Raw genomic sequence first — 16,573 nt, forward strand, 5'->3', positions numbered from 1 at the left:
CCCGGTGACCCGGATCGCCAGAAGAAGTGTACGGGACCGGCGGGGTACCGGGTGACGCCGCTGTCCACAACCCGGGAGTAGTCCACAGGCCCCGGTCATGAACCGGGCGGCTGCGGGACGGTTTCCGCATGCGAGCGAAGCGATGCGGACGATGCGGTACGTGGCTGGTGCTGGGGTTTCTGCTGTTCCTGACGGCGCCGGCACCCGCGCCGGAGCAGGCCGCCCTCAGGCCGATGGCCAGGATCGCGGACGTCTCGGTGCCGACGATCGGGCGCACCTGGCCCGTGGGCACCCGGCCGACGGTCCTGCGCGGCTGGGAACCGCCGGCGACGGTGTACGGCCGCGGCCACCGGGGCGTGGACCTGGCGGCACCTGCCGGCACCCCGGTACGGGCGGTGGCGGCGGGCCGGGTGTCGTTCGCGGGCCGGGTGGCGGGCAAGGCGGTCGTCTCGGTGGAACTGACGGGCACAGTCCTTCGAACGACCTACGAACCGGTGACGGCGTCGGTGCAGAAGGGCGACGAGGTGGCGGCGGGCGAGGTGGTGGGGGTGGTGGAGCCGACGGGCTCCCACTGCCCGACCACGTGTGTGCACTGGGGTCTGCTGAGAGGCGAGACCTACCTGGACCCGCTGTCCCTGCTTCCGCCATGGCTGCTGCGGAGAGGTCCGTCCAGGTTGCTCCCTGTCCTGGGGGTGCCTGTACCTGCGTAACGTCCGGACCGCGCTTCAAGAGGCGTGCGGCAGCCGCGCCCAAGTCGCGGGGGGGGCACCGCGCGACCAGCCCCGACGGACCCGCGCCCGGCAGCCACCCGCAGCCCCGTACGCCGACCCCGCACTCAGCCCCGCACGCCCCGCAGCGCCATGGAGACCGCGGCCTCGGTAATCACCGAAGGCTCCTCCGCCGCCCCCAGCTCGATCCGCCGGACCGCCGCGTCCACCACTCCCTGCACCAGCATCGCCGCCAGCCGAGGCTGCTCGTGCCCCATCTCCGCGAGCGCCTCGCCGATCATCGCGACCAGGCCACCGTGCGCCGCGCGGATCTTCTCCCGGGCCCCCGCGTCCAGCTCGCTCGCGGAGATGGCGACGACGGCCCGATGCCGCCGGTCCCCCACCAGCGTCAGCTGCCGTCGCACATACGCCTCGACCTTGGCCTGCGCTCCCTCCGCGGCGGCCATCGCCTGCGAGACCTCCGCCGCCCACACCGGGAAGTCGACCTCGCACAGCTCCTCGACCACGGCGGCCCGTGACCGGAAGTACTCGTACACGGACGACCGCGCGAGCCCCGTCCGCTCGGCGAGAGCCGGGAAGGTCAGCGCCTCCGTCCCGCCCTCGGACAGCAGAGAGCGAGCCGCATCCAGCAGGGCGGCTCGCTGCATCGACCGGTGCTCGGCCACGGAGGCCGCTCGAATCCTTGGCACGTCAACCACTGTACGGACGCGCCCCTGCGGACGGGAGTCACTCCGCCCGAGCAGCCGTCGCCGGAGGGCCGCCCGGCCGGGTCAGCGACCGAAACTGGCCAGCTTCGCCCGCAGTTGCAGCACCGACTTGGTGTGGATCTGGCTGACCCTGCTCTCGGTCACGCCCAGCACGTTCCCGATCTCGGCGAGCGTGAGCCCCTCGTAGTAGTACAGGGTCACCACGGTCTTCTCCCGCTCGGGCAGCGTGTTGATGGCCCGCGCGAGGAACCGTCTGAGCTCCCGGTCCTCGGCGACCTCCACGGGGTTGTCGGCGGCGGGGTCCTCCAGGGTGTCCATGAAGCTCAACCCGTCGCCGCCCTCGCCGCCGACGTGCAGCAATTCCTCCAGGGCCACCACATTGGCCAGCGACAACTGGCTGAAGACGGCATGGAGATCGTCGACCGCGATCCCCAGTTCGCCGGCCACCTCCCCCTCCGTGGGCGTCCGTCTCAGCCGTGCCTCCAGCGTCGCGTACGCCCGCTCGACGTTGCGCGCCTTCTGCCGGACGGACCGCGGGATCCAGTCCAGTGCCCGCAGTTCGTCGATCATCGCGCCGCGGATCCGGGTGATCGCGTACGTCTCGAACTTGATCTCCCGGTCGAGGTCGAACTTCTCGATCGCGTCGATGAGCCCGAAGACCCCCGAGGACACGAAGTCCGCCTGCTCGACGTTGGGCGGCAGACCGACGCTCACCCGTCCGGCGACGTACTTCACGAGCGGTGAGTAGTGCAGGATCAGCTGCTCGCGCAGCCGCTCGTCCCCCGTCGCCTTGTACGACCGCCACAGTTCGTCGAGCGTCGAGGGAGCGGGCGGCCGCACGCTGCCACCGTCACGGGCGGCTGGGGGGATGGCCGCCCGGTCGGACCCGGAAGTGTGCTGGGGCATGCGTCGCCTTGTGCCGTTCTGCCGTGAAGTACGCGATGTACGTGATGTGCGTCGGAATCCCCGTGAGCGTAGCGTGACTGAAAGGTCGCAGTGCGCAAACAGCGGGCCGGGGCTCACCATCGGATGCGTCCCGCGGACCGCTTCCGCGCGACGCGGCCGTCGCCCTGTGTGATCAACGGAACACCCCAACTGCGGTAATTCCCAAGGGCTTCGGGGTTCCCCCGGACGGCCGAACACGCTCCGTCAACACGGGCCGCGGCCACCCCGGACGGAGATCATCGCCTGGCGTGTCAACTTCCAGCCGTCGCCGTGTCGTTCGACGTAACCAAGTGCACGGAGTTCGTACAGTCTCGCGACGGCGTCGTCCCGCGTGGTCTGCGCACCGCGCGCGATCTCGTCCACGCCGGCCTCCCGCCGGCCGGGCAGCGCGGACAGGACTCTTCGTGCCTCCGGGTCCAGCAGATCGCGCGGCAGCACCGGTCCGCGCCGGTCCGGAGCCAGCTCCCCCATGTCGCCGACCAGCTCCACGACTTCCGCGGCGTCCGTGACCAGCGTGGCGCCCCCGCGCAGCAGTTCGTGCACCCCGGCGGACAGGCTGCTGGTGGCCGGCCCGGGCACCCCCATCGTGTGACGGCCCAACCGCTGTGCCGCACGCGCGGTGACCAGTGAGCCGCTGCGGTGGGCGGCCTCGACGACCACGGTGCCCCGGGTGAGGGCGGCGATCACCCTGTTGCGCAGCACGAATCTGCTGGGCGTCGGATGATCGCCGGGCGGCAACTCCCCGATCACCAGGCCCTGTTCCGCGATCCTGGTGATCAACTGGGCGTGTCCGCGCGGATAGGGCCGGTCGACCCCGCAGGCCAGGACGGCGACGGTGGCACCGCCCGCGCCGAGGGCACCGCGGTGGGCGGCGCCGTCGACGCCGTAGGCTCCGCCGGACACGACGACCCACCCGAGCTCGGCGAGCCCGGTGCCGAGGGTGGCCGCCATGTGGGCGCCGTACTCGGTACAGGCACGGGCCCCGACGAGGGCGACGGACCTGAGCGCCCACATCCTCAGGCTGGGCCGCCCCCGCACCCACAGACCGATCGGCCGCGCGTCCCCGAGGTCGTCGAGCTGTCCCGGCCACTCGGCTGTCCCGGGCACGGCGAACCGCGCACCGGCCTCGTACGCGACGGCGAGATCCCGGCGCGGCTCCGCCACCTCGGCCCGGGCCCGCATCCCACCCCACCGCTTCTCGCTCACTCCGGGCAGCGGCTCCGCACATCCGCGCAACCGCGCGGCCACCTCCCGCACGCCCCACTCCCGGATCCACCGCCCGCCGACCTCGTCACCGGGCTCGACGACGCGAGCGAGCAGGACACGGTCGAGCAGTTCGGCGTCGGGTTCCTCGCCGGTCATGTCAGCGCCCCGATGGCCATCGGTACGCCCCGGGGCACTCCGGTGCGCAGTTGCAGCGCCAGCGCGACGTCGGTCGCGTCCGGGCGGTCGTGTCCCACGAGGTCCGCGACGGTCCAGGCGACGCGCAGGACGCGGTCGAGTCCCCGGGCGGTCAGGACGCCCCGCTCCAGACTGCGCTCGGCCTCGTCCATCGCCCCGGACACGGCGTGCCAACGGCTGCGCAGCTCGCGTCCCGGCACCTCGCTGTTGGTCCGCCACGGGGTGCCGGCGAAGCGCGTAGCCGCGCGTTGCCTGGCGGCCCGCACCCGGTCCGCGACCACGGCGGTCGTCTCGCCCCGGGCGCCCCGTCCGGCGAGCTGGTCACGCGTGACACGGTCCACCTGCACCCGCAGGTCGACCCGGTCGAGCAGCGGACCGGAGAGCCGGGCCTGGTAGCGGCGGATCGCCGAGGGCGGGCACTCGCAGAAGTCGTCGGTCTGCGAGAAGCGACCGCAGGGACAGGGGTTGGCCGCGAGCACCATCAGGAACTTCGCCGGGAACCGTACGACACCCGCGCTGCGCGCGATCACCACGTGCCCCGCCTCCAGCGGCTGTCGCAGCGCGTCGAGGGCCTGGGTGTTGAATTCGGGAGTCTCGTCGAGAAAGAGCACCCCTCGGTGTGAGAGCGAGACCGCGCCGGGACGGGCGATGCCGTTGCCGCCGCCCACCAGCGCCTGCATGGTGGCCGAGTGGTGCGGGGCACAGTAGGGGGCGACGTCGATCAGGGGCTTGCCCGGTGGCAGCAGACCGGCCACCGAGTGCACCGCCGTCACCTCCAGCGACTCCTCCCGGGCCAGCCGGGGCAGGACGGCGGGCAGCCGCTCGGCGAGCATTGTCTTGCCCGCGCCGGGCGGCCCTTCCAGGAACAGGTGATGGCCTCCGGCCGCCGCGACCTCCACGGCCGTGCGCGCCGAGGTCTGACCGACGACGTCGGCCAGGTCGTGTCCGTGGTCCTGCTGGGCGGCTCCGGCACTGTGCATGCCGGTGGCGGCACCCGTGCCCGGCACGCGCAGGCCGGCCAGCAGGGGGTCGGGGCGGCCGGGCTCGTGCGGTTCCTCGTCGGGCACCGGTTCGTCCGCGAGGACCGCGACGAGCTGCCGCAGAGTGCGTACGCCCAGCACGGAGACGCCGGGCACCAGGGAAGCCTCGGCCGCGGCACACTCCGGCACGACGACCTGTTCGTAGCCGGCGTCCGCGGCGGCCAGCACCGCGGGCAGGATGCCCCGGACCGGACGCACCCGGCCGTCCAGGCCCAGCTCGCCGATCATCACGATGTCGGCGAGCACGCGCGGGTCGATCCGCTCGGAGGCCCCCAGCACGGCGCACGCGACGGCGAGGTCGAACCCCGAGCCCGCCTTCGGCACCGACGCCGGGCTGAGCCCCACCGTGAGTTTCTTCTGGGGCCATTCACCGCCCGAATTCACGACGGCCGCCCGAACCCGGTCCCGGCTCTCCGTCAGGCTCTTGTCCGGCAGCCCCACCAGCGTGAAGGCCGCGACCCCGGGCTCCAGGTCGGCCTGGACCTCGACCACGACTCCTTCGACGCCCACCAGCGCCACCGAGCACGTACGAGCGAAACCCATCTCAGGCCACCCCCCGCGCATGCTCGACCACGGGTGCGCCACGCTGGGGCAGGACGACGCCCACCAGGTCGATGCGGACACCTCCCGGTGGCGCCCCTCCATGGGCGTGGATCCAGCATGCGGCGAGGCTCCGCAGGCGCTCCGCCTTGTCGGGAGTCACCGCGGCCATCGGGTGCTCGAAGGCACCGGCCCGCCGTGTCTTGACCTCGCAGACGACGAGGACCTCGCCGTCCCGCGCCACGATGTCGATCTCGCCCGTCCTGCCACAGCGCCAGTTGCGCTCCAGGACCGTCATCCCGGCCTCGGTCAGCCGCCGCGCGGCCAGACTCTCGCCGTACTTGCCGAGTGCACTGCGTGCGTTCATGTCGGCACCACCTCCGGCGCCAACGATCACGCAACCCCGCCCACCGAGTTGATCTTGGTGGACTACTCAGCGGTTGTGGAAAACCGCGTCACTCACATGAGTGAAAGCCACCGTCAGCCGCCCGGCAGCTCCAGATCGCTCTTGTTCAGCTCCTCGATGTTCACGTCCTTGAACGTCAATACGCGGACCTGTTTCACGAAGCGAGCCGGCCGATACATGTCCCACACCCACGCATCCGCCATGGACACCTCGAAGAACACCTCACCCTGGACCGAGTGCACCTGCATCTCGTAGTCATTGGTCAGGTAGAAGCGCCGCTCGGTCTCGATCACGTATTTGAACAGACCGACGACATCGCGGTACTCCCGGTAGAGCTTGAGCTCCATCTCGGTCTCGTACTTCTCGAGGTCCTCGGCGCTCATGGCATGTTCCCCTTCAGCCGTGCGATCCCACCATTGTGCGCCAGTCCCGTCGGCACCTAGACGATTTCGGTGTCGAGGGTCACGGGCCCGGCCGGGGGACCTTCGTCGAGCAGCCTGCTCAGCAGCTCGGCGAGTCTGGTCGGATACACCGTCTCATGTGCCCGGGTCAGTTCCTGACACGTCCACCAGCGCGCTCCGGCGACACTGCGTCGCTCCAGCTCGGTCAGGGCCGTGGGCCGGGTGTCCGTCACCGTCGTACGGGCCAGGTAGTACCACTCGTCCTGGTCCCAGCGACGGCCCGCGAACGGGAACGAGCACGTCCGCCGCCAGAGCACCGGCCCGAGTTCCACCTCGGTGATGCCGGTCTCCTCGGCGAGTTCCCTCAGCGCGGCCTCTTCACGGGTCTCGTCACCCTCCAGTCCGCCGCCGGGCGTGAACCACCAGTCGTCGGACGGATCGTCCGGCTCGTGGCCGTGCAGCAGCAGGATGCGGTCCTCGGGATCGAGCAGCACCACCCGGGCCACCTTGCGCAGCCCGCCTCCGGACAAGGCCGCGGCCGACGCTTCAGCGGGCACCCACGGGCTCCGTCCGGACCCGGGAGCGCCTGCTGAAGAGGTTGGCGACAGGGCCGTACGCGCCGCCGCCGAGGACCAGCACCCCGCCGACGACGATCAGGAAGAAAATCGTACGCAGCGGGCCGGGTGAGGAGAGCGCGCCGAGCGGCTCGAAGGCGGCGGGGCGCTCCAGCATGCCCTTCATGGGCCAGACCACGGCGTCCACGCGAGCGTTCACAGCCGAGCTCTCGACGGTGCCCTGGGCGGCGTCGGTGAGGTGGGCGGAGGAGTCCAGCGAACCCTGGCGCTCGTCGCCGAGCAGAAACAGGCGGCCCTTGGGCACCTTCACGGTGGGGATGGACTTGTCCTCCACCACGCCGCCCTTGAGATAGGTCTCGTCGAGCGCCTTGCCGTTGACGGTCAGCTTCCCGTCCGTGCAGCAGGAGACCGTGTCGCCGCCGACCGCGACGACCCGCTTGACCACGGGCGCGTTGCTCACCCAGGTCTTGTCGGTGAAGACGACGACGTCGCCCCGGCGTACCTCGTCGCCGTCGACGCGCTGTGCCAGCACCCGGTCGCCGGCGTCGATCGTGGGCGTCATCGAACTGGTGGGCACGGTGTAGGGCCGGTACAGCACCGCTCCCCAGGCGAATCCCCCGAGGAACAGCACCAGGCCCAGCGCGACGGCCAGTCCGGACAGTCGCTGTCCGGTCCGGCCGCCCACCGGGCCCGTGCTGGTGCCACCGCTGTGCGGGGCCGTACGTGTAATGCTCTCGCCACCCATGGATCCGCACCCTACCCGGCGGTACCTGAGCGGGTCAGCCCCTCCTGCCCGGCCGGAGCGACAAGCTCCGCAAAGCTTTCACCAGGCCCGTGGCAGCCCCAGCGGTCCGGTCGGCAGGACGGTACTCAGCGGGTCCGCTCGACGGCGGCCTTCCTGCGCCGCCACAGCGCCACCGGAACCACACCGACGAGGGCGATCCCCTGCGGCGCGACCGTCAGGGCGGCGGAGGCCGACGCCTTGTCGTTGATGCCGGCCTGGTCGAAGGTGTCCGGCTTGGGCAGCGTGCCCCAGCGGTTGAGCGGCCAGGCCTTCACGATGGCGCGGCCCACGACGTCGTCGACCGGGACCATGCCGTGGTGCTTGTCGGACTGGTTGTAGCGCGAGTCACGCGAGTTCTGCCGGTGGTCGCCCATCACCCAGATGTACCCCTTGGGGACCTTCACGGTGAACTGGCCGCCCTGGTCGTCCTGGCTGCAGGGGGTGTTGCCGGCGTAGACGTACGACGACTCGCTCAGCGCGTGACCGTTGACCTTGAGCGGTCCGGTGCCCTCGCAGGAGACCGTGTCACCGCCCACGCCGATGACGCGCTTGATGAGGTCCTTCTCCGTGGCGGACGGCATGAGACCGATCCAGGAGAGGAACGTCTGTACGGCGTTCGGGTCCGCCACCGGCTCGCCAGCCAGCCAGTTGTCGGGGTCGTGGAAGACGACGACCTCGCCGCGCTCGGGCTCGGAGCCGAACCACGGGGTGAGCTTGTCGACCAGCACCCGGTCGCCCTGCTGGAGGGTGTTCTGCATCGAGTCGGACGGGATCGAGAAGGCCTGCACCAGGAAGGTCTTGATCAGCAGCGCCAGCACGAGCGCGATGCCGATCAGGATCGGCAGCTCCTTCCAGAAGGAGCGCTGCTTCTTCACCGCGGGGGCCGAATCGCCCGGCCCCCCTCCCCGGACCTCCGTCGCCGTACCGTCCTCGGTCGCCCCGGAGTCACTCCCGGAGGTCACGGCGCTGTCCGATGCCGGGTCGGCTGCTTCCACGGGGCGTCCGCGGTGCTCCTCGCCGTCGTGCCCGGATCGTGCGCCAACCGCCACATCCCCCACGCCAACTCCTTACTCTGTGCCGCCGCCTGCGCCACGTACGGCGCAGGCCCACCACTCCCATAACGAGCGGGAGTTCCGCAGGGCTCGGGAGTTGGATCGCTTCGTTCGGATCGTCGTGAGCAACCCTAAGCGACGTCCGGGAAGCTGCGGTCGTCCCGGACACCGAGTCGGCAACGGAAGAGTAAGTTTTCGGTTCGTCGAGCATGGTCCAGTGGCCGAAAGGCCACGCGATGACCCTGGCCCGCCCCACCACCGAGTCCAGGGACACCGTGCCGCCGTAGTCGGTGTCCTGGTGCGAGCGGGAGTCCGCGGAGTTGGCGCGATGGTCCCCCATCACCCACAGCCGCCCCTTGGGGACGGTGATGTCGAACTGCTGGGTGGACGGGGCGTTCCCGGGATACAGGTAGTCCGTCTCGCTCAAGGGGACGCCGTTGACGGTGACCCGCCCCTCGGTGTCACAGCACTTGACGCGGTCGCCGCCGACTCCGACGACCCGCTTGATCAGGTCCTTCTCGTTGTCGGACGGCAGCAGGCCGATGAAGGTGAGCCCCTCCTTGACCTGCTTGACGACGACGGGGTCGTCCTTCTTCGTCGTGGTCTGCTCGTCCTGGAGCCAACCGCCGGGGTCCTTGAAGACGACGACGTCCCCGCGCTTCGGCTCGGAGCCGAACCACGGGGTGAACTTGTCGACCAGGACGCGGTCGCCGATCCGGATCGTCTGCTCCATCGAGCCGGACGGGATCACGAACGCCTGGACCAGGAACGTCTTCAGGACCAGGGCTATCAGGACGGCCACACCGACCAGGAGGGGTATCTCCTTGACCGCGCCGCGCCTCCTGCGCCGCTTCACCTTGCGCTGGAGCTTGCGCCGCTCCGCGCGTGAGCGGCCGCCGGAGGGGCTGGCGGAACGTCTCACACCGGTGGGCAGCAGATTGTCGGCGGGGGTGCTCGACACACCGCGCGGTTTGCCGCGGTTACCCATGCGCGCCCTCCGCTGCGGGCACGCGCGCGTAGGCGGCGGAACGGTGCAGGCGGACGGCGTGGCCGGCGGGCCAGATGATCCAGTCGGCCCGTCCGAGGACGTCGTCGACGGGGACCATGCCGCCGCCCGGTGAGCCGAGATGGTCCCGGGAGTCGCTGGAGACGCTGCGGTGGTCACCGAGGACGAAGAGACTGCCGTCGGGCACCTCGACGTCGAAGGGCACCGAGGACGGGCTGTCGCCGGGGTACAGGAAGCCCGACTCGTCGACCGACCGGCCGTTCACCTCGACCCTCCCCTTCTTGTCGCAGCAGACCACGTGGTCTCCCCCCACGCCCACAACGCGCTTGATGTAGTCCCCGTCCCCGAAATACCCGGTTCCGTCGAACACGACCACATCTCCCCGCTGCGGCACGGCACCGAAACGGTACGCCAACCTATTTACGAGAACGCGGTCCCCGATCCTCAATCCGTTTTCCATGGATCCGCTGGGAATCAGGAAAGGTCTGACCACGAACGTACTGATCAGCAAAAGAAAGACCAGGCAGACCAGCAGGGTCAGGGAGATCCGGCCGCCGGGCAGCCACTGGGTGATTCTCGACACCAACGCGAAACGCGACCGTCCCTCCGCGGCCCCTGGTGCGGGGCGGGAGGAGCGGTCGCGCTCCGTCGGCTGTGCTTCGGTGTCCATCGGGGCCAGATGCTATCCGGCCGCGCCGTGACGTCCGAGAAGCGCTCAGTTGTCGCGCTTCTCCTTGATCTTCGCGGCCTTGCCGCGCAGCTCGCGCAGGTAGTACAGCTTGGCGCGACGCACGTCACCGCGGGTGACGAGCTCGATCTTCTCGACGATCGGGGTGTGCACCGGGAAGGTGCGCTCGACGCCGACGGAGAAGGAGACCTTGCGGACCGTGAAGGTCTCGCGGACACCGGCGCCCTGGCGACGGATGACTACGCCCTTGAACTGCTGCACACGGGAGCGGTTGCCCTCGATGACGCGGACGTGGACGTTGACGGTGTCACCCGGGCGGAAGGCCGGGATGTCGGTGCGCAGCGACGCGGAGTCGACGGTGTCGAGCAGGTGAGACATTTCGTCTGCTTTCTTCGCCCATGCCACAGGTCATCGGCGGTAGATAGGGTTCGTGAGGAGCTGTCCGTGTCGGGGCGGGCGTCGTGTCCCCCTGTGGCAGGGGCGCACGCCGGACGACGCACAACAGCGGCCTATTGTTCCATGCCTTCTGGCCTGCGCCAAAATCGGCCGTACGGCTCCCCCGCCGGGTCCGGCGCCCAGCCCAGGATGGAGAGCATCTCGCGGTCCTTCTTGTTGAAGACCGCCGGGTCGCAGCGCTCGATGAGGTCGGGCCGGTTGGCCGCCGTACGCCTGAGCGCCTCGTCGCGGCGCCAGCGGGCGATCTTGCCGTGGTGCCCGCTGAGCAGGACGTCCGGGATGCCGCGGCCGCGCCACTCGGGCGGCTTGGTGTAGACGGGGCCTTCGAGCAGGTTGGCCATGGCTCCGGGCGCGAAGGAGTCGTCCCGGTGCGACTCGGCGTTGCCGAGCACGCCGGGCAGCAGCCGCGCCACCGCCTCGGTGATCACCAGGACGGCCGCTTCACCGCCGGCGAGGACGTAGTCGCCGATGGACACCTCGTGGACCGGCATCCTCGTGGCGTACTCGTCGATCACCCGGCGGTCGATGCCCTCGTAGCGCGCGGGCGTGAAGATCAGCCAGGGGCGCTCGGAGAGCTCTACGGCGAGTTCCTGGGTGAAGGGGCGGCCGCTCGGGGTGGGGACGATGAGGGCGGGCGCACCGGAGCCCGACTCGTAGCCGTCCGCCAGCACGGAGTCCAGCGCGTCTCCCCAGGGGTCGGTCTTCATGACCATGCCGGGGCCGCCGCCGTACGGGGTGTCGTCGACGGTGTTGTGGCGGTCGTACGTCCACTGGCGCAGATCGTGGACGTGCACGTCCAGCTGTCCACGCGCGCGTGCCTTGCCGACCAGGGAGACGTTCAGGGGGTCGAGGTACTCGGGGAAGATCGTGACGACGTCGAGGCGCATCAGGACTCGTCCTCGGAGTCCCGGGAGGACGCGATCTCGGCGCGGTCGTCGATCAGCCCGGGCGGTGGTGTGATGACCGCCTTCTGCTCCGCCAGGTCGATCTCGGCGACGATCTCCTCGACGAACGGGATCATCACCTCGCTGCCGTCGGGCCGCTCGACGATGAAGAGGTCCTGGGATGGCAGGTGCGAGATCTCGGTGATCCGGCCCACCTCCACGCCGTCCTCGGTCACGACGTCGAGGTCCATGAGCTGGTGGTCGTAGTACTCGTCCTCCTCCTCGGGCAGCTCCTCCGGGTCGACCTCGGCGATCAGGAGGGTGTTGCGCAGCGCCTCGGCGGCGGTCCGGTCACGGACACCCTCGAAACGCAGCAGGAGGCGGCCGCTGTGGACACGGCCCGTCTCGATGGTGAGCGGGCCGGTGGCGGCCGGGTCGGTCGCCAGTACGGCGCCGGGTGCGAGCCGGAGTTCCGGCTCGTCGGTGCGGACCTCGACGGTGACCTCGCCCTTGATGCCATGGGCACGGCCGATCCGCGCGACTACGAGCTGCACTTCCGAAGATCTCCTGTCGTTGGGCCCGTAACGACTACGGGCCGGGGACGGCCCGATGGCCCTCCCCGGCCCGAGCCGGTGCTGCGTGTGACGTCAGCGGACGTGGTCGACGTCGACGAGGTCGACGCGGACACCGCGGCCGCCGATGGCCCCCACGACGGTACGCAGGGCGCGAGCGGTGCGGCCGTTGCGGCCGATCACCTTGCCGAGGTCGTCGGGGTGGACCCGGACCTCCAGCACTCGCCCGCGGCGCAGGGTGCGCGAGGCGACCTGCACATCGTCAGGGTTGTCGACGATGCCCTTCACGAGGTGCTCGAGAGCCTCCTCGAGCATGCTCAGGCCTCGGTCGACTCAGACGAAGACGACTCAGCGGCAGCCTCGTCCTTCTTCTCAGCCTTCTTCTTCTGGGTGATGGCCTCACCCTTGCCCGCGTCGTCGCCACCGAGGGCCTCGAACGAGGGACGCGCGGCCTTCTCGGCCGGCTGGAGCAGCGGAGCCGGGGCGGGCTCGCCCTTGAACTTCTGCCAGTCGCCGGTCTTCTTCAGGATGGCGAGCACGGGCTCGGTCGGCTGCGCGCCGACACCCAGCCAGTACTGCGCGCGCTCCGAGTCGACCTCGATGCGCGAGGGGTTCTGCACCGGGTGGTACAGGCCGATCTCCTCGATCGCACGGCCGTCACGACGGGTGCGGGAGTCGGCGACGACGATGCGGTAGTGAGGCGCGCGGATCTTGCCCAGACGCTTCAGCTTGATCTTGACTGCCACGGGAGTGGATTCTCCTGGATTTGACGTGGTTGGGCACGGCGAGAAAGCCGCGTGGGGTTGCGGTACCCGAGTGCCCGATGGACGCGTCAGCCGGAGGCGAGAGGGTTCCTGTGCGGCTGTCGAGTACAGCTAGCCATTGTGCCACACCTGGGGCTCCCCTCTGACCGGGACCGCGCGCGAGCATGCCTGAAGGGCACCCGGTACTCCAGGTGCCCCCGGGCAGGACCGCGGCTGCCACGAGCAGCCGCGGTCTCAGCTCGCTGCCGCGCCCACGATCTCGGGGATACGGAACGGCTTCCCGCAGCCCCCGCAAACAATGGGCGCCTGGGCCAGGACGGAAGGAACGACCCTCACATTGCGGCCGCAGTCGCAGACCGCCTTGACCCGGACTCCGCCTCCGGAGGAGCCGTGCCGCGCCGCCGGACCCCGGAAGGAGCGGGCTGTGTCGGCGGAGGTCGCCGCCGTGTGGGCCTTGAGTGCGCGCTGGAGCCGCTCGATGGTCGGGCGGTACCGGCGCTTTGCCTCGGGGGTGAGCGAGACCAGCGAGAAGCCACTGCTCGGGTGCGGCTCCTCGGGGTGGTCCAGGCCCATCTCCTCGGCGATCGCGAGGAATCTGCGGTTGTGGTAGCGGCCGGCGCGGGAGGTGTCGCGGATGCCTCGCGCGGCGGCGATGCCGTGGACTGCCTCGTGAAGCAGTCGCTCGAAGGAGAGCTCGTGACCGCACGCGGACGACGACTCCCCGATCAGGGACTCTGGCGCGGCAAGGTCAGGCAGTTCGGGGTGGTACCGCTGAATGTCGGCCCACGCCTCTGCCAGCTCTGCGGCGAGAACAGGTGGTGTCTGTGTCGTGCTCACGTAATGACAACGAGCCAGAGTGCCCCGGTGTTCCTATTCCGGGGCATCCCAAATAATTTGCACGTACCCGTCAGTTGCCGCTGATGCGTGGAGACGAGGGCGGGTGCGCTGATCTGCGGAGAAGCCTCGCAGCTCGTACCAAGCTGGTGCGTAGTGTGAGGTACGCCCCGGCGCGTAGATCGTGTCCACGCGCCGGTGCGGTTGTGATCCGCAGGTGCGCAAGAGGCGTTTCGGTCGCTCTCGCGCCGGAAGGGCGCTGCCTCAGTAAGCGCGTGCGACTACTGCGACGTTACCGGGGGCGTCGTCGGTTCCCGGCACCGACCCGTCCTCCGCGACCAGACACCGTACGGTCGCCCCGTGCTCGGCCAGCCTGGCCTCGCCTTCCTCGCCGAGAGTGGCCCACGGGATCCGCGCCCAGCCGCCGGCGACGGCGGCCTCGACGGCTTCGTCGAACGTCGACACGTCGGCCGTCCGGGACTCGCGGCGCTCGCGGGACTGGGCCAGCAGCAGCGCCTGGTCCTCCTCGAGGACGGCCCGGAGCAGTCGTACGAGATCGTCGACGGCGACCGCCTCCTTGCCCCCCGGGATGCGGCGGGCCACCATCGCGGTGCCGCTCTCCAGGTCACGGGGTCCGACCTCCACGCGGACCGGCACGCCCTTGAGCTCCCAGTCGACCGCGCGGCGGCCGAAGGGGGTGTCGGTGCGGTCGTCGACGTGGACGCGCAGGCCCGCCGCCTTCAACCGGTCGCCGATGTCGCGGACCTTGGCCAGAACCTGTTCGTCCCCCTTGATGGCCAGAACGACGACCTGGGTCTGCGCCAGCCGCGGCGGGACGCGCAGGCCGTTGTCGTCGCCGTGCATCATCACCAGGGCGCCGATCATGCGGGTGGTGGAGCCCCAGGAGGTCTGCCAGACGAGTTCCTGGGTGCCGTCCTTGGACAGGTACGAGGTGTTGAAGGCCTTGGCGAAGTTCTGGCCCAGCTCATGGCTGGTGGCCATCTGGAGGGCCTTGCCGTCACCCATCATGCCTTCGAGCGTGAGGGTGTTGATCGCGCCGGCGAAGCGCTCCTTGACGGTCTTGCGGCCGGGGACGACGTCCATGGCGAGGACGTTGGTCATGAAGTCCTCGTAGACCTGCCGGTGGATGTGCGAGGCGAACGCGCGCGCGTCCTCCTGGGTGGCGTGCGCGGTGTGGCCCTCCTGCCACAGGAACTCGGTCGTCCGCAGGAACAGCCGGGGCCGCAGCTCCCAACGCACCACGTTCGCCCACTGGTTGATCAGCAGGGGCAGGTCGCGGTAGCTCTGCACCCACTTCGAGAAGTAGTCGTTGATGATCATCTCGGAGGTGGGGCGGACGACGGCGGGCTCTTCGAGCTCCTTGCCGCCGCCGTGGGTGACGACCGCGAGTTCGGGCGCGAAGCCCTCGACGTGGTCGGCCTCGCGGGTGAGGTACGACTGCGGGATCAGCAGCGGGAAGTACGCGTTCTGGGTGCCCGTCTCCTTGATGCGGGCGTCCATCTCGGCCTGCATCCGTTCCCACAGCCCGTACCCGTACGGTCGGATGACCATGGTGCCGCGCACCGGACCGTTGTCGGCCAGTTCGGCCTTGGTGATCAGATCCTGGTACCAGCGCGGGAAGTCGTCCGCCCGGGGTGTGAGAACAGGTGCCTTTGCCATGGCGCGATGTTACGGGCGCAGATTGCCGGGATGTGAATTCTTTTCCCCGGCACATGCCAACCGGCAAGCAGGGCCCTCTGCCTCTGGACGAGCGGTCGAGTGCGGAGTTACCTGGCATACGGGGGAACTGCGAGCGCACGTCACGGGGCCACGGAATCGTGCACAGAGTCAACTCTCGGCGGATTGGGGCGCTTATCCATGACACCTACGCTCGTGCGGCAGCACCTGCCCTCGACGGGGGAGACCTCCCGTCGCGACCTCGGTGCACGCGCGCGTGACTGGTCCGAGATCCAGGAGCGGATGCTGGTTCCGCTGTACGAGGCCGTCTACGAGCGACTGGAAGTGGGCACCGGGACGCGGCTGTTGGGCCTCGGCTGCGGCAGCGGGCTCGCCCTGCTGATGGCCGCCTCCAAAGGCGCCGCGGTCGTCGGTGTCGAGCCCTCCTCCCCGGAACGGCTGGCGCTCGCGCGGGAGCGGCTGCAGCCGGAGGCGTGGGGTACGCGCGCGCGTGCCGGCACCAGGCTCGTCGAGGGAGCCCCTGGAGGCGCCTCCGACGCCGGGACCGCCCCGTACACCCTCGTGACGGCCTTCGAGCCGATCGGGTGTCTCGCGGGCGACTCGGAGGGGCTGGGTGACCTTCTCGCCGCGGCGACACCGCTCGCCGAGCGGGGAGCGTCCGTGGTGCTCGTCGGCTGGGGGCCGCCGGAGCGGTGCGCCACGACGTCCGTGCTGCGGGTGGCCACCAAGCTGGCGGAGCCGCTGCGCGGCACGGGCAGTTGGCGCCCGGCCCTGCGCGACGACCTGGAGGAGGTCGCCCAGCGGGCCGGCCTGCGGCCCGACGGGTCGGGGCGGGTTTCCTGCCCCTTCGGGTACGCCGACCTCGACAGCGCCCTCAAGGGCCTGCTGTCGACCGGCCTCTTCGACGCGGCCATCGAGGCGACCGACCAGGCGCAGGTGGACAAGGAGGTGACGGAAGCCCTGCATCCGTACCAGCGCCGGGACGGCACGGTGTGGATGCCGAACGTCTTCCGGTACCTGGTCGCGGACGTGCCCTAGCCGTCGATCTCCTTCGTCAGCCGGGAGATCCCCGCGATGCGGTGCGCGGCGGGT

The 16,573-nt window shown here is 70.4% G+C and carries 20 protein-coding genes; 2 read left to right on the forward strand and 18 right to left on the reverse strand.

All coding sequences use genetic code 11. The features are described 5' to 3' along the window. Nucleotides 1–128 precede the first annotated feature (128 nt). Entirely contained in the window at nucleotides 129–710 is a 582-nt protein-coding gene (locus D1369_RS11520; RefSeq protein WP_050789756.1) for a M23 family metallopeptidase, read from the forward strand. A 125-nt stretch (nucleotides 711–835) separates the two neighbouring features. On the opposite strand, the gene D1369_RS11525 is transcribed toward D1369_RS11520, so the two are convergent. The 18 genes from D1369_RS11525 to proS all read right to left on the reverse strand — a co-directional run bounded on the left by D1369_RS11525 (nucleotide 836) and on the right by proS (nucleotide 15,463). Continuing rightward, a complete protein-coding gene (locus D1369_RS11525) occupies nucleotides 836–1,393 on the reverse strand; it encodes a TetR/AcrR family transcriptional regulator (RefSeq protein WP_007384978.1) in 558 nt (185 codons plus the stop codon). A gap of 105 nt (nucleotides 1,394–1,498) precedes the next feature. Then, entirely contained in the window at nucleotides 1,499–2,341 is an 843-nt protein-coding gene (whiG, locus tag D1369_RS11530; protein WP_007384977.1) for an RNA polymerase sigma factor WhiG, read from the reverse strand. A 243-nt stretch (nucleotides 2,342–2,584) separates the two neighbouring features. Then, entirely contained in the window at nucleotides 2,585–3,742 is a 1,158-nt protein-coding gene (gene dprA / locus D1369_RS11535; RefSeq protein WP_007384976.1) for a DNA-processing protein DprA, read from the reverse strand. Continuing rightward, nucleotides 3,739–5,364, reverse strand: coding sequence for a YifB family Mg chelatase-like AAA ATPase (locus D1369_RS11540; protein WP_037901549.1), 1,626 nt, complete (start codon nucleotides 5,362–5,364; stop codon nucleotides 3,739–3,741). Before D1369_RS11540 ends, dprA begins: the two co-directional genes overlap by 4 nt. Nucleotide 5,365: 1 nt before the next feature. Continuing rightward, on the reverse strand, nucleotides 5,366–5,728 hold the full coding sequence (locus D1369_RS11545) for a YraN family protein (RefSeq protein ID WP_020120971.1): 363 nt from the start codon (nucleotides 5,726–5,728) through the stop codon (nucleotides 5,366–5,368). Between the two features lie 113 nt (nucleotides 5,729–5,841). Further along, complete coding sequence (locus tag D1369_RS11550) at nucleotides 5,842–6,150, reverse strand: DUF2469 domain-containing protein (protein WP_003965949.1); 309 nt, start codon at nucleotides 6,148–6,150, stop codon at nucleotides 5,842–5,844. Between the two features lie 56 nt (nucleotides 6,151–6,206). Next, nucleotides 6,207–6,725: an NUDIX hydrolase gene (locus D1369_RS11555; protein ID WP_007384973.1), complete on the reverse strand. Its 519-nt coding sequence runs from the start codon at nucleotides 6,723–6,725 to the stop codon at nucleotides 6,207–6,209. Next, a complete protein-coding gene (lepB, locus tag D1369_RS11560; RefSeq protein WP_007384972.1) occupies nucleotides 6,715–7,488 on the reverse strand; it encodes a signal peptidase I in 774 nt (257 codons plus the stop codon). Before lepB (D1369_RS11560) ends, D1369_RS11555 begins: the two co-directional genes overlap by 11 nt. Before the next feature lie 125 nt (nucleotides 7,489–7,613). Continuing rightward, nucleotides 7,614–8,585: a signal peptidase I gene (gene lepB, locus D1369_RS11565; protein WP_007384971.1), complete on the reverse strand. Its 972-nt coding sequence runs from the start codon at nucleotides 8,583–8,585 to the stop codon at nucleotides 7,614–7,616. Beyond that, on the reverse strand, nucleotides 8,473–9,567 hold the full coding sequence (lepB, locus tag D1369_RS11570) for a signal peptidase I (RefSeq protein ID WP_007384970.1): 1,095 nt from the start codon (nucleotides 9,565–9,567) through the stop codon (nucleotides 8,473–8,475). The genes lepB (D1369_RS11565) and lepB (D1369_RS11570) overlap by 113 nt, the downstream gene beginning before the upstream one ends. Beyond that, a complete protein-coding gene (gene lepB, locus D1369_RS11575) occupies nucleotides 9,560–10,255 on the reverse strand; it encodes a signal peptidase I (RefSeq protein WP_037901547.1) in 696 nt (231 codons plus the stop codon). Before lepB (D1369_RS11575) ends, lepB (D1369_RS11570) begins: the two co-directional genes overlap by 8 nt. 45 nt (nucleotides 10,256–10,300) lie before the next feature. Continuing rightward, complete coding sequence (gene rplS, locus D1369_RS11580; protein WP_007384968.1) at nucleotides 10,301–10,651, reverse strand: 50S ribosomal protein L19; 351 nt, start codon at nucleotides 10,649–10,651, stop codon at nucleotides 10,301–10,303. A 131-nt stretch (nucleotides 10,652–10,782) separates the two neighbouring features. After that, nucleotides 10,783–11,616 (reverse strand): tRNA (guanosine(37)-N1)-methyltransferase TrmD, encoded by an 834-nt coding sequence (gene trmD, locus D1369_RS11585; RefSeq protein ID WP_007384967.1) that lies wholly within the window; start codon nucleotides 11,614–11,616, stop codon nucleotides 10,783–10,785. Further along, the gene (gene rimM, locus D1369_RS11590) at nucleotides 11,616–12,167 is read right to left on the reverse strand and encodes a ribosome maturation factor RimM (protein WP_007384966.1); all 552 of its coding nucleotides are present in this window, start codon (nucleotides 12,165–12,167) and stop codon (nucleotides 11,616–11,618) included. The genes trmD and rimM overlap by 1 nt, the downstream gene beginning before the upstream one ends. A gap of 93 nt (nucleotides 12,168–12,260) precedes the next feature. Then, complete coding sequence (locus D1369_RS11595; RefSeq protein ID WP_007384965.1) at nucleotides 12,261–12,500, reverse strand: RNA-binding protein; 240 nt, start codon at nucleotides 12,498–12,500, stop codon at nucleotides 12,261–12,263. Nucleotides 12,501–12,502: 2 nt separating this feature from the next. Then, nucleotides 12,503–12,931, reverse strand: coding sequence for a 30S ribosomal protein S16 (rpsP, locus tag D1369_RS11600; RefSeq protein WP_007384964.1), 429 nt, complete (start codon nucleotides 12,929–12,931; stop codon nucleotides 12,503–12,505). Nucleotides 12,932–13,183: 252 nt separating this feature from the next. Then, entirely contained in the window at nucleotides 13,184–13,786 is a 603-nt protein-coding gene (locus D1369_RS11605; RefSeq protein ID WP_007384963.1) for a hypothetical protein, read from the reverse strand. 261 nt (nucleotides 13,787–14,047) lie between these two features. Next, nucleotides 14,048–15,463: a proline--tRNA ligase gene (gene proS / locus D1369_RS11610; RefSeq protein WP_007384962.1), complete on the reverse strand. Its 1,416-nt coding sequence runs from the start codon at nucleotides 15,461–15,463 to the stop codon at nucleotides 14,048–14,050. Nucleotides 15,464–15,661: 198 nt separating this feature from the next. Between proS and D1369_RS11615 the strand changes: the two genes are divergently transcribed. Next, complete coding sequence (locus D1369_RS11615; RefSeq protein WP_007384961.1) at nucleotides 15,662–16,519, forward strand: class I SAM-dependent methyltransferase; 858 nt, start codon at nucleotides 15,662–15,664, stop codon at nucleotides 16,517–16,519. The last annotated feature ends 54 nt before the right edge of the window (nucleotides 16,520–16,573 follow it).

Source organism: Streptomyces sp. CC0208 (assembly GCF_003443735.1).
GTDB lineage: Bacteria > Actinomycetota > Actinomycetes > Streptomycetales > Streptomycetaceae > Streptomyces > Streptomyces sviceus.